Origin of the sequence: Sphaerisporangium flaviroseum, assembly GCF_039537005.1 — a bacterium.
Classification (GTDB): Bacteria; Actinomycetota; Actinomycetes; order Streptosporangiales; family Streptosporangiaceae; genus Sphaerisporangium; species Sphaerisporangium flaviroseum.
Window position 1 is genome coordinate 79,746 of record NZ_BAAAZR010000036.1, and the last position, 11,582, is coordinate 91,327.

Consider the following 11,582-nt stretch of genomic DNA (forward strand, 5'->3'; position numbering starts at 1 on the left):
TGGGAGGGGGCCCAGGCGTTCGAAGGGCCGCTGGATGGTTTCCCACCACCGCCGGCGGGCACACACCGTCAGATGCGACGCGTGACCGTGGTGGTGGCGACCCGTGACCGCCGCCACGATCTTGAGCGCTCGCTGCCGCGCCATCCCGCACCGGTGATCCTTGTCGACAACGGCTCCGCGGACGGCACTCCGGCGTTCGTCCGCCAGAGGTTCCCCCACGTCCGTGTCGTCGAGGTCGGGCGCAACCTCGGAGCGCCCGCGCGCAACATCGGGGCGCGTCTGGCCGCCACGCCGTACGTCGCCTTCGCCGACGACGATTCCTGGTGGGACCCCGGCGCGCTGGAGCGTGCCGCCGACGTGCTCGACGCCCACCCCCGCCTGGCGGTGCTGGCGGCGCGCATGCTCGTCGGTGACGAGCAGGCACTGGACCCGATCTGCGGGGACATGGTGGATTCTCCGCTCAAGACCGAGCCGGATCTTCCCGGGCCGAGCGTCCTTGGGTTCCTGGCATGCGGCGTGGTGGTGCGCCGGGAGGCGTATCTGGCCGCAGGAGGCTTCGACGACGTCGTCTTCTTCTACGGCGAGGAGCAGCGGCTGGCCCTGGACCTGGCCGCCGCCGGATGGGGGCTGGCCTATGTCGAGGAGGTCGTCGCCCACCACCATCCCTCCGGCTCCCGCGACTCTCGTGGCCGGCGGATCCTCGCGGCCAGGAACGCCGTGCTCACCGCCGTGCTGCGGCGGCCATGGCGGGTGGTCGCGCGGATCGTGCTCACCACCGCGCGGAGCGGGCCGGTGGGGTGGCATGGGCTGCGCGCGGCCCTCGGGCGGCTGCCCCGGGCACTGGCGCGTCGCCGTACGTTGCCCCCGCCGGTGGAGGCGGCATGCCGTTCGCTGGAGCGCGTGGTGCGCGTGTCCTCCCAGCGCTCGTCCAGGCCCGCCCCGCCCGGCCGTACCAGCCCCGGATCATAGGAGTACGCGACCGCGTCCAGATCCTCCGGCCGCAGCCCCTCCTGTTCCATGCACCAGGCCGCGGCCTGTTCCGGCGGCCGGATCATGGAAGATTGCGTTGATACCCAGGAACTTCACATGGCTCCCCCTTGGGCAGAGCAGATGTGACTACCGAGAGAAGCGCTGCTGAAACAGACCTCTCGGTAGAAGTGCAGCCAGATGCGGTGCGAGCTGCGCGGTGTTACGCGAAGTAGTTGTCAGAGGAATTCGCTGGCGGGTACCACCGCCGTCCGGAGGTGCCCTTTGCCCACGATCCCGCGCCCCGCCGCGGTGCTCTTCGACCGCGACGGCACCCTGATCGAAGACGTCCCCTACAACGCCGATCCCCGCCGGGTACGGCCGGTTCCCGGAGCGCGCGAGGCGCTGGACCGGCTTCGGCGGGCCGGGCTGCCGATCGGCGTGGTCACCAACCAGTCCGGCGTCGCCAAGGGACTCGTCAGCGTGACGGCGCTGCACGACGTCAACGCGCGGGTCGAGGAGCTGCTCGGTCCGTTCGGCGTCTGGTCGGTGTGCCCGCACGACGAGGCCGACGGATGCGCCTGCCGGAAACCGCTGCCCGGGCTCGTGCTGAGAGCGGCCGCGGCCCTCGGCGTCGACGCCCGTGCCTGCGTGGTGATCGGGGACATCGGACCGGACATGGAGGCGGCCCGCGCGGCCGGAGCGCGCGGCATCCTGGTGCCGACACCGGAGACCCTGCCGCAGGAGGTCACCGCGGCGTCCGAGGTCGCGGACGACCTGGCCGCCGCGGTGGAACGGGTGATCAGATGAGGATCCTTCTCTGGCACGTGCACGGCTCGTGGACCACCGCCTTCGTCCAGGGCCGCCACGACTACGTGGTGCCGCTCACGCCCGATCGCGGGCCGGACGGACGCGGCAGGGCGCGCACCTACACCTGGCCCGATGGGGTGCGCGAGGTTCCCTGGGACCGCCTTGGCAATGAGGAGGTCGACGTGGTCGTCCTCCAGCGTCCGCACGAGGCCGAACTCGCCGAGCGCTGGCTCGGCCGGCGCCCCGGCCGCGAGCTTCCGGCCGTCTACGTGGAGCACAACACCCCGATCGGCGACGTCCCCCGTACCAGACATCACCTCGCGGGACGCGAAGACATCCCGCTGGTCCACGTCACCCACTTCAACGAGCTGTTCTGGGACTGCGGTGCGGCGCCCACCCGCGTCATCGAGCACGGGGTCGTCGATCCGGGACACCTGTACACCGGTGAGCTGCCGCGTGCGGGCGTCGTGGTCAACGAGCCGATCCGCCGGGGGCGGATCGCGGGGACCGACCTGCTGCCGTCGTTCGCCGCCGCCGCACCTCTGGACGTCTTCGGGATGAAGGTGACGGGCCTGCCGTACGGGACCTTCGAGGATCCGCCCCAGCGGAAGATGCACGCCGAACTGGCCCGCCGCCGGGTCTACCTGCACCCCTACCGGTGGACGTCGCTGGGCCTCTCCCTCATCGAGGCGATGCTGCTCGGCATGCCGATCGTGGCCCTCGCCACCACCGAGGCCGTCGAGGCCGTGCCCGCCGAGGCCGGGGTCATCTCGACACGTGTCGCCACCCTGACCGCCGCGCTCGAGTCGTTCGTGTCCGATCGCACGCGAGCGGCGCAGGCCGGAAAGGCGGCACGGGCCGCCGCCCTGTCCCGTTACGGTCTCGACCGTTTCCTGGCCGAATGGGATGGCCTGCTGGGCGAGGTGGTCCCCCTCGGCCGCTGACCGGCCGCGGTCGGTGGCCGCCGTCGAAGGACGGCGGCCGTGTCCGCGCGAGGCCGGCCGCGTGGTCAGCCGGGCAAGAGGCGTGCGTGCGCCCGTGGCGGCACGTGCGCACGACGCCTTTCACGACCAGATGGTCACTACTTCTTCTTCTTGCCCATCGCCTGGCGGATGACGTCACGAGCGCGGTCCATGATCGCGGTCGGCGTGCCCAGCACGATGTTCTCGGTCGCCGTCTCCACTCCGGGGTGCGGATGCGTGGGGGCGATGGCCTCGGCCGCCTTGACGCCGAGCGCCATGGCGCGCCGCTCGGCCTCACTGGTCTCCCTGACCAGCTGGGCGAACTCGTAGCGCTCCTCCGCACGGGCGTGCTCGGTCACGGCCAGACGCAGATTCTCCAGATTGGAGAGGAAGGACTCGTGTTCGGTGCCGCGCTCCTCCATCAGCGTGAGCAGTTGCTTGGCCTCGTTCTCCTCCCGGAGCCGGTCGTCGACGATGGCTTCGCCCCCCTCGATCTTGCGGCGCACATAGGGATGGACGATCTCCTCCTCGGCCGTCTCATGCACCGCCAGCAGGCGCACCAGTCGCTCGAAGGCCTCCGCCCTCGCTCCCCCGGTCGCCATCTCCACCTCGCCGAACAGGTCGCGGATCATGGCGTGCTGGCGGAGCAACAGGCCCACCACATCGCTCTCGTCCAGCAGTTCCGGCATCGTCTTGCTGTCTGCCATGGCATTTTCCTCCCAAATGGAGCCACTCCCCGCAGAACGGACGAGCCGAACCGACGGCATCCCCACGGTTGGGCAAGGTAAGGGAGCAAGGCCAGGCAGGAGGTCACCCGGTCAACCGGACGTGAAACGTTCACCACGGCCGCCGGTGGCGCTCGCCTCCCAAGGGGGCGAAAGCCGCGATGACGGCGCCTCTCCCCATGGGATCCGTCGGCAGCGAGAGGGACATACGCGCTTGGCTCCGCCGCGCTTCCCGGCCGCGCCCTCCGGCCGGCCGCGAGGAACGCGCATCTTGACAGGTCTTGATGTGAGCGCTCACCATCGCGCTCATCCGTCCCGGACGGATCCGGCTCGCCGTCCCGTTCTGAGGCGGTCCATGGTCCGTACGGATTCCGCCCGCGCGGGCGGAGCGACCGAAGGTTCGTGCCCGCATGTTCGTCGTTGTTTGTTAGCGCTAACATCATGAGGAGACATCGAGATGCACAACCGCCTCGTACTCGCGTCCGCGCGTCGGAGGCTCCTGTCGGTGGTGATCGGGGTGACGGTGCTGTTCGCCGCCGTCGTGACCGGCGCCTTACCACCCGGCACCGCCTCCGCGGCCACCTATTCCGGTTACGCCATGGCGTACTTCACCGAGTCCCCGAACACCACGGGAGCGAACTACGGCCTGCATCTGGCGGTCAGTTCCGATGGCCTGAACTGGACGCCGCTGAACCAGAACAATCCCGTGGTCACCCCCGCCCAAGGGACCGGTGGCCTGCGTGACCCGTTCATCCTGCGCAAGCAGGACGGCACCTTCACGATCCTGGCCACGGATCTCCGAGGAACCGACTTCACCCAGCCCAACCAGTACATCCACGTGTGGGAGTCGGCCGACCTGCGCACGTTCACCAACTACCACCGGTTGAGGCTGCACTCGCTGAACACCCACAGCTGGGCGCCGGAGGCGTTCTGGGACGCGTCCCGAGGCCAGTACGCGATCATCTACTCCGCCGTCAGCGGCGGTCACGACGTGATCATGGTGAACTACACCAGCGACTTCGTCACCGTCAGCGCCCAGCAGAAGTTCTTCGACCCCGGGTACGGCGTGATCGACGGCAACATGATCTCCGACGGCTCCACCAACTACCTGTACTTCAAGAGCACCGCGACCGACGCCCTGATGGGCGCACGGTCCAGTTCGCTGAACCCCGGGAGCTTCAGCGTCTACACCGGAGCGGTCAGGCCAGGACGCGGAGTCGAGGCACCGGAGACCTACAAGTCGCTGACCTCGAACACCTGGTACATGTGGGGCGACACCTACAGCCCCAACGGCCGGTTCTTCTCCTGGCAGACGAGCAGCCTGAGCGGCGGCTCATGGAGCCCTCTCAACGACCGCTCGTACACGCAGCCGCTGAACTCCAAGCACCCCGGCATCACTCCGATCACCGCGACCGAGATGAGCAACCTGACCGCCAGATGGGGCACACCTGGCTGGAACCGGCTGAAGTCCTACAACTTCCCTGACCGCTACATCCGGCACGCCGACAACGTCGCCCGCATCGACGTCTATCCCTTCGACCCCTACCAGGACCAGCAGTGGAGGCTGGTACCCGGGCTGGCCGACTCGGCCGGGGTGTCGTTCCAGTCGGTCAACTACCCCGGCATGTACCTGCGGCATTCCAACTACGCCCTGGTACTTGCCACCAACGACGGCACCACGGTGTTCAGATCCGACGCGACGTTCTACCGGACGGCCGGCTTCGCCGACTCCTCCTGGACCTCGTTCCGGGCCTACAGCCACCCCGACCGCTACATCAGGCACTACGGCTACGTACTGCGCATCGATCCGATCACCAGCGGTTCCTCCGCCACGGACAGGCAGGACGCGACCTTCCGCGTCGGCTACTGACCCCGGGCGAGGAAGAGAAACGTGAACTTTTCACATCGGCCCGCCAGGCCCCGGCACAGATCAGGGCCGACGCCCTTTACCGGACATCGGCCCTGATCGTTGGTGCGCCGCCAGGGACTCGAACCCCGGACCCGCTGATTAAGAGTCAGCTGCTCTAACCAACTGAGCTAGCGGCGCCTGACCCACATCTAGGGTAGCGGTACAAACGGGGTGCCTGTGCCATTCGCCCGGCATCTCGCCCCTCAGGCGTGTCTCCTGGTGGGCGTACATCCGGACATCCCGGCGTTGACGCGGCTTACCTCCAAGTAAGGCGGACGTATCGGACGCAAGACGTTTGGCGCGGAGCTGACGGGTAGAGCGGAGAGTCCCGACGAAGTCAATCGAAGGGAGAACGCGAAGATGCAGCAGGATCTTTGGAGCTACAGCCCGACCGTCACCGGTGCCAACCAGAACTTTGATGTGGTCGGATATCACGTCGAGGCGACGGACGGCAAGATCGGTAGCGTCGACGAGGCCACGTACGAGGTCGGCGAGAGCTACCTGATCGTGGACACCGGTCCGTGGATCTTCGGTAAGAAGGTCATGATTCCCGCGAGCACGGTCACCCAGATCGACCCGCAGGAGAAGAAGGTCTTCCTGGCTCGCACCAAGCAGGAGATCAAGGACGCGCCGGAATTCGACGAGGCCGCATTCAAGGAGCCGGCGTACCGTAACCAGGTGGGCGACTACTACGGTCGCTTCCCCTTCGGGCCGGGCACACTTTAGGCCATCACCCGCCCAGAGAACGAACGAAGGCCGCGCCGCGAGGCGCGGCCTTCCGCCGTCCGGGGGCGGTTTCCGCCGCAGGGGCACTCGGCCGCCACCGTGTGACGAGACGGCCGGTACGAGACGGCCGCCGTGTGACGAGACGGCCCGTACGAGACGGCCCGTACGAGACGGCCGCCGTGTGACGAGACGGCCCGTACGAGACGGCCGCCGCCATAGGAGCTGGCGACCGTCAAGTGCCGGCCGTCAGGGCCAGTGGGTGTCGGCGTCGTCCGGGGGTGGCTTGGGGCAGGCCACGCCAAGCCGGTCGAGCAGGGTCAGGAAGGTGGAGGCGTACGGCGAGAGCGAGGCGACGATGGCGACCTGGTCCCAGTCGACCTGCTCCCTGAGCGCGCGGACCTGAGGCAGGATCGACCCGTAGTCGCAGCTGTGCTCCGACATCGGCAGGATCCATGAGATCACCAGGTCGGTGGCGTCCAGCACCGGCAGGCTCAACGCGGCGGTGTTGATCATGTCGGCCCTGCCGATCATCGCCGCCGTGATCGGCCGCTCCTCGATCCGGAAGATCAGATCGACCAGCCTGTCGCCCTCGTCGAACGCCTTGACCAGCCAGTCCTCGGGTGGCTTGGCCGTGCGGAACCCCAGTTCCCTGAGGGTCTCCAGGGCGCGAGGCACGTCCTCCTCCACCAGCACGAAGTCGACATCGTGCAGGGAAGGCGCCGCTCCTCTGGCGTAGGCGGCACACCCTCCGGCGAGGGCGAACCGCACGCCTTCGGCCTTCAGCGCGGAGCCGGCGCGCTTCAGCGTCTCGATGATCGCGTCGGTCACCTCGTGCGTATGACTACCCAAGGCTCACCCCCTGACGAGCGACGAATAAAGATCTCCTCTACCCCTCTTCTTTCAAGGCGAAACGCCGGGCATGGTCGAGGCCTCCGAGGGTAGACGGCGGCCTATGACCAACACATTCACCAGCAAACTTCGCGAGGAGGGACGCGCCTACGAGAACGGAGCAGACCGGCCTCTCGGCTCATACCTCCGCGTTCTCGGCGTGTACAGCGGCGCGGTCGCGGGCCTGGTCGCCCTGGGCAAGCTGACCGGTGCGCGTCCGCCTGCGCGGATCTCTCCTATGGACCTGTTCCTGATGGGCCTGACCACGCATCGGCTCGCTCGCACGATCGCGAAGGACCCTGTCACCAGCCCCTTCAGGGCACCCTTCACACGGTACGCCGGTGTGAGCGGCCCTGCCGAACTGAAGGAGGAAGTTCGCGGTCACGGTATCAAGCACGCCGTTGGTGAGTTGCTGACCTGCCCCTTCTGTCTCGCCCAGTGGGTCGCGACGGCCTATGCGGCCGGGATGGTGTTCGCCCCCGGGGTCACCCGGCTGACCGGGACCACCATGTCCGCCGTCGCCATAGCCGACTGGCTGCAACTGGCATACGCACGACTGATGCAGGCCACAGAGGAGGAGTCATGACTGAGACCTCTTCAGGGGCGTCGCTGAAGGCGTTACAGGAGAACCCCTATGGCAGATGGCTGGGATTGGCCACGCTGGGATTGATCGCTTTCACCCTGCTCAGCGTGGTGGCGGGCCAGTCGGGAGCCGTCTGGCTGACCATCCTGCTCGGTGTCCTCGCCTACGTGGCACTGGCGGGTGTCCTTTTCACCGTACGGCGCCTCGTGCGCGCTTACCGGCGTCAAGGAACGAGGAACCGCGGATGACGTTGGGTGACATGACCGGGACCGGGTCCGACGAAAGCCACAAGGAACGCGTCGACCGTGAGCTCGGTGAGCTTCTCCAAGGACTGAGGGTCGCCGCCACGGGTGTGCAGGTGCTTTTCGCATTCCTGCTCACCCTCCCCTTTTCCACAGGGTTCGATAAAGTCGACGCGACCGGGCGCTGGTTGTTCTACGTCGCGATGCTGAGCGCCGCCATCGCGTCCATCTGCTTCATCGCGCCGGCCACGCAGCACCGGATCCTGTTCCGCAGCACTCTGAAAGAGCTCATGCTGCATCGCGCCAACCGGCTCGGGGTCATCGGCGGGATCGCGCTGGCCATCTCCATGACCTGCTCGACCGGGTTGGTCGTGGAGGCGTTCCTCGGCGTCCTGCCCGCGGCGCTGATGGCGGGCGGGGTGGCGGGGCTGAGCGGCTGGCTCTGGTTCGTCTTGCCGCTCATCTCCAGGTACCGCAGACGCGACCAGATCGAGCAGAGCTAGCACAGGGCACGGCGAGCCGGAGTTCACGCTCACGGCCACGGGCGCCTCCCCGCAGGACGGCGGGAGGCGCCCGTTTGCGCTGGTCAGGTCCGGGGTTGGCACTTACTTGAACATTAATCCAGTGATAGCAAGAGTTGATCCGCAAAGACGTTAAGGCGGCATTTGTCAGGGCAGAGGGATGCCCATGGGTACACTTCTTTGGCTCATCGCCGTCGTCCTCGTCATCGCCGGGATTTACGTGATCCTGGCCCGTCGCGACCTCCTGTGGGGGATCGTCCTCATCGTGCTCGGGTTGCTCGTGGGCCCGGGTGGCGTCAGCATCTTTCATCCATAACCGCCTCTCGAAGAAGAGGGGAATCGGGACGCGGAGGCGGCGGACCGGCCTATCCGGTCCGCCCGCCGCTGCCGTCCCCGCCGCCTGAGCCTCGCGGCCGACACCGCGAGGGCTTGGCCCCGATTCACATCGGCTGGCGGTGTTCCGACCTCTCAGAAGGGCTCGACGATTTCCAGCGGGCGACCGGCACCATCGGGTCGCACCGCCTACAACCTTGTACGCCTATCGCCATCCCGGCCCGTGCCCCGGTTCCACGCGGGCCGTCAACCTGGACAACGCACCCTGCACTATCGGCAGCAGAACGGCGCCCACCCGTCACGCGTGGACGGGTGGGCGGAAACGTCGATCGACCATCCCGGCGGGGGGCGGGCCATGGTTCCAGATCGGTCGGTCAGCAGCTTTCGGGATCCTCGCCGCCCAGGCAGTAGACGGCGTACGCGCGCCCCAGCACGGGGAGTGCCACGTTTCGGACCCGGACCCCGCCGGGCGTCACGCCCTTCTCCACGCCCGCGTGCGCGTGCCCATGGATGAACAGATCGGCGCCCTCGGCGTCGACCGCCTCGGCGAGCAGGTAGCTGCCGAGGAAGGGATAGATCTCCAGCGGTTCCCCCGCGAGGGTGTCCTTGATGGGTGAGTAGTGGCTGAGCACCACCCTGTGATCGGTGTCCAGACCCTTCAGCGCCTTGTGCCACAGCTCGGCGATCTCTCGTGTGTGCCGGACGAACGACTTCATCTGCGGCTCGCCGAACTCGCTCGCGCACTTTCCCGCGAACCCTCCGCCGAAGCCCTTGCCGCCCGCCACACCCAGCCGCGCGTCCCCGCACCTGATGATCGTGGAGTCGTCCTGCAGCACCTGGATGCCGGCGTCCTGCAGCACGGCGACGATCTCGTCCTGGGCGTCGGACTGGTAATCGTGGTTGCCGAGGACGGCGACAACGGGAACGGGCAGGTCGCGGAACTCGTCGGCGACGAGCCGGCCCTCCTCGGGCGTACCGTGGCGGGTCAGGTCGCCCGCGACCATCAGAACGTCGGCTCGTTCCTCGATGCCGTCCAGCCTGCGGCGATATCGCCCTCGGATGTCCTCACCCAGGTGGACGTCGCCCACGGCCGCGACTCTGATCTTCACAGGGTCTCCTCCTCTCCCGGCCCTCTGACCTCGACGACGCTGACCTCGTTGTGGACCTTCAGGCCGGGCGCGGTCTCCTGCGCCACGGCGGCCACCAGCACCCTGCGTTCGTGGCATTCGACCTGGCCGCGCAGGAAGAGCTGGTCACCTCGGATATCGACCCGGATCCCGAGCTCGTAGGTGCGCTCATCCTCCGCCAGCGCCCGCTGCACGCGGGCCGCGACGTAGTGAGGAGCGTCGTAGTGCGGAGCGTCGCGATGCGAGGCGACGTGATGCGGAGCCTCGTTGGACATCGTCTACCCCCCTCCGATCGAGTACAGGTCTCGCCCTGCCCGTCGTACCGGTGGCGAAACCGGGGAGGTTTGGTCGGTCAATCTCAGGATAGAACCGATCGTCAACGAACTGTCCCCCTTGTACCTCGCAGCCCACAGGCGCCGCGAGTCGCCGTCGTTCGGGACCCATGCCGCGCCGGCGGCCGACATGTTCCACATGGTCACCGGCGATGGGTCAGCCCAGTTCACGGGCGCCCCTGAGCTCCCTGCACCCGAGCCAGGAACTCAGCAGGCATCGGCCGACCTGGAGGAGGCCCGGTGAAGATAGCAATGGTTTCCGAGCATGCGAGCCCCCTTGCCCCGATCGGGAGCGTGGATTCCGGTGGGCAGAACGTCCACGTCTCGGCCCTGGCCCGCGGCCTGGCCGCCCGAGGACACGAGGTGACCGTCTACACCCGCCGGGACGGCACGGAGCTCCCCGAAGAGGTGCCGTTCGCCCCCGGGGTCCGCGTGGTCCAGGTCCCCGCGGGACCGCCGGAGAGGATCGACAAGGACGCCATCCTGCCGTGGATCCCCGATTTCGGGCACTGGCTGCGGCAGCGCTGGATGTTCCAGCCGCCGGACGTCGTCCACAGCCACTTCTGGATGAGCGGTCTCGCCGCTCTGGCCGCCGCCCGCGATCCCGGCGTGCCGGTGGTGCACACCTTCCACGCGCTCGGCGTGGTGAAGCGGCGGCACCAGGGCGCTGGCGACCCGAGCCCTCGCGAACGCCTGAAGGCGGAGGCCGTCATCGCGCGGGGCGTCGACAGGGTGATCGCCACCTGCGGCGACGAGGTGCGGGAACTGACGGGGATGGGCGTCCCCCTGCGCTCGCTGCGGGTGGTGCCCTGCGGCGTCGACTGCACGGAGTTCAGCCCCGCCGGGCCCGTCGCCCCCCGCCCTCGTGGCCAGCGCCTGCTGTCCATCGGGCGGCTGGTGCCTCGCAAGGGCGTCGACACCCTGATCGAGGCCATGCGCCTCATCCCCGACGCCGAGCTGATCGTCGCGGGAGGGCCCCGGTCGCACGAGCTCGACCGCGACCCCGAGGTGGCGCGGTTGCGCACGATCGCCTCCAAGGCCGGCGTCGCGGGCCGGATCCGTTTCATCGGCCAGGCCGCCCACGAGAACGTCCCGGCGCTCATGCGCTCCGCCGACCTGGCCGTGTTCGTGCCCTGGTACGAACCGTTCGGCATGGTCGCCCTTGAGGCCATGGCCTGCGCGCTGCCGGTGGTGGCCTCCGCCGTCGGGGGCCAGTGCGAGACCGTGGTCGACCGCCTGACCGGCATTCTGGTCCCCCCGCGCGACCCGAGGTCGCTCGCCACGGCCGTCAACACGCTCCTGGACGACCCCGGCCTGCGCCAGGCGTACGGCAGGGCCGGGGCCGAGCGCGCCCGCGCACGTTACAACTGGCCGAGGATCGCCGCGGAGACCTGCGCCGTCTACGAAGAGGTCGTGCGGGCCCGTGGCCGTGTCCCCGCCGGAAGGAAGGCGTCGTGA

Annotated in this window: 14 protein-coding genes and 1 tRNA gene; 10 read left to right on the forward strand and 5 right to left on the reverse strand. The window is 68.5% G+C overall.

Going from position 1 to position 11,582, the window contains the following annotated elements:
- Positions 1 to 72: 72 nt before the first annotated feature.
- From ABD810_RS31835 to ABD810_RS31845, 3 genes are all read left to right on the forward strand, one after another.
- Positions 73 to 969, forward strand: coding sequence for a glycosyltransferase family 2 protein (locus ABD810_RS31835; protein WP_344949196.1), 897 nt, complete (start codon positions 73 to 75; stop codon positions 967 to 969).
- Positions 970 to 1,251: 282 nt separating this feature from the next.
- Complete coding sequence (locus tag ABD810_RS31840; protein ID WP_344949199.1) at positions 1,252 to 1,776, forward strand: D-glycero-alpha-D-manno-heptose-1,7-bisphosphate 7-phosphatase; 525 nt, start codon at positions 1,252 to 1,254, stop codon at positions 1,774 to 1,776.
- Entirely contained in the window at positions 1,773 to 2,720 is a 948-nt protein-coding gene (locus ABD810_RS31845) for a glycosyltransferase (protein ID WP_344949202.1), read from the forward strand. The genes ABD810_RS31840 and ABD810_RS31845 overlap by 4 nt, the downstream gene beginning before the upstream one ends.
- A 137-nt stretch (positions 2,721 to 2,857) precedes the next feature.
- On the opposite strand, the gene ABD810_RS31850 is transcribed toward ABD810_RS31845, so the two are convergent.
- A complete protein-coding gene (locus ABD810_RS31850) occupies positions 2,858 to 3,445 on the reverse strand; it encodes a hemerythrin domain-containing protein (protein WP_344949205.1) in 588 nt (195 codons plus the stop codon).
- A gap of 475 nt (positions 3,446 to 3,920) precedes the next feature.
- Between ABD810_RS31850 and ABD810_RS31855 the strand changes: the two genes are divergently transcribed.
- Positions 3,921 to 5,333 carry a glycoside hydrolase family 43 protein gene (locus ABD810_RS31855; protein WP_344949208.1) on the forward strand — a complete coding sequence of 471 codons (1,413 nt, stop codon included), beginning with the start codon at positions 3,921 to 3,923 and terminating at the stop codon, positions 5,331 to 5,333.
- Positions 5,334 to 5,433: 100 nt separating this feature from the next.
- Here ABD810_RS31855 and ABD810_RS31860 read toward each other — a convergent pair.
- Positions 5,434 to 5,510, reverse strand: a tRNA-Lys gene (locus tag ABD810_RS31860).
- 222 nt (positions 5,511 to 5,732) lie between these two features.
- On the opposite strand from ABD810_RS31860, the gene ABD810_RS31865 reads away from it, so the two are divergent.
- Positions 5,733 to 6,098 (forward strand): PRC-barrel domain containing protein, encoded by a 366-nt coding sequence (locus tag ABD810_RS31865; protein WP_344949211.1) that lies wholly within the window; start codon positions 5,733 to 5,735, stop codon positions 6,096 to 6,098.
- Positions 6,099 to 6,344: 246 nt separating this feature from the next.
- Here ABD810_RS31865 and ABD810_RS31870 read toward each other — a convergent pair whose 3' ends face one another.
- Positions 6,345 to 6,947, reverse strand: a complete 603-nt coding sequence (locus ABD810_RS31870; protein ID WP_344949214.1) for a nucleotidyltransferase family protein — start codon at positions 6,945 to 6,947, stop codon at positions 6,345 to 6,347.
- A gap of 103 nt (positions 6,948 to 7,050) precedes the next feature.
- Here ABD810_RS31870 and ABD810_RS31875 point away from each other — a divergent pair, with 103 nt between their 5' ends.
- The 4 genes from ABD810_RS31875 to ABD810_RS31890 all read left to right on the forward strand — a co-directional run bounded on the left by ABD810_RS31875 (position 7,051) and on the right by ABD810_RS31890 (position 8,648).
- Entirely contained in the window at positions 7,051 to 7,572 is a 522-nt protein-coding gene (locus tag ABD810_RS31875; protein WP_344949216.1) for a DUF1360 domain-containing protein, read from the forward strand.
- A complete protein-coding gene (locus ABD810_RS31880; protein ID WP_344949219.1) occupies positions 7,569 to 7,817 on the forward strand; it encodes a hypothetical protein in 249 nt (82 codons plus the stop codon). The genes ABD810_RS31875 and ABD810_RS31880 overlap by 4 nt, the downstream gene beginning before the upstream one ends.
- Positions 7,814 to 8,314, forward strand: a complete 501-nt coding sequence (locus ABD810_RS31885; RefSeq protein WP_344949222.1) for a DUF6328 family protein — start codon at positions 7,814 to 7,816, stop codon at positions 8,312 to 8,314. The genes ABD810_RS31880 and ABD810_RS31885 overlap by 4 nt, the downstream gene beginning before the upstream one ends.
- Before the next feature lie 184 nt (positions 8,315 to 8,498).
- The gene (locus ABD810_RS31890) at positions 8,499 to 8,648 is read left to right on the forward strand and encodes a GPGG-motif small membrane protein (RefSeq protein WP_344949225.1); all 150 of its coding nucleotides are present in this window, start codon (positions 8,499 to 8,501) and stop codon (positions 8,646 to 8,648) included.
- A gap of 391 nt (positions 8,649 to 9,039) precedes the next feature.
- Here ABD810_RS31890 and ABD810_RS31895 read toward each other — a convergent pair whose 3' ends face one another.
- Positions 9,040 to 9,774, reverse strand: a complete 735-nt coding sequence (locus ABD810_RS31895) for a metallophosphoesterase family protein (protein WP_344949228.1) — start codon at positions 9,772 to 9,774, stop codon at positions 9,040 to 9,042.
- Positions 9,771 to 10,067, reverse strand: coding sequence for a BON domain-containing protein (locus ABD810_RS31900; RefSeq protein ID WP_344949231.1), 297 nt, complete (start codon positions 10,065 to 10,067; stop codon positions 9,771 to 9,773). The genes ABD810_RS31895 and ABD810_RS31900 overlap by 4 nt, the downstream gene beginning before the upstream one ends.
- A gap of 297 nt (positions 10,068 to 10,364) precedes the next feature.
- Between ABD810_RS31900 and ABD810_RS31905 the strand changes: the two genes are divergently transcribed.
- Positions 10,365 to 11,582, forward strand: a complete 1,218-nt coding sequence (locus ABD810_RS31905) for a glycosyltransferase (RefSeq protein ID WP_344949234.1) — start codon at positions 10,365 to 10,367, stop codon at positions 11,580 to 11,582.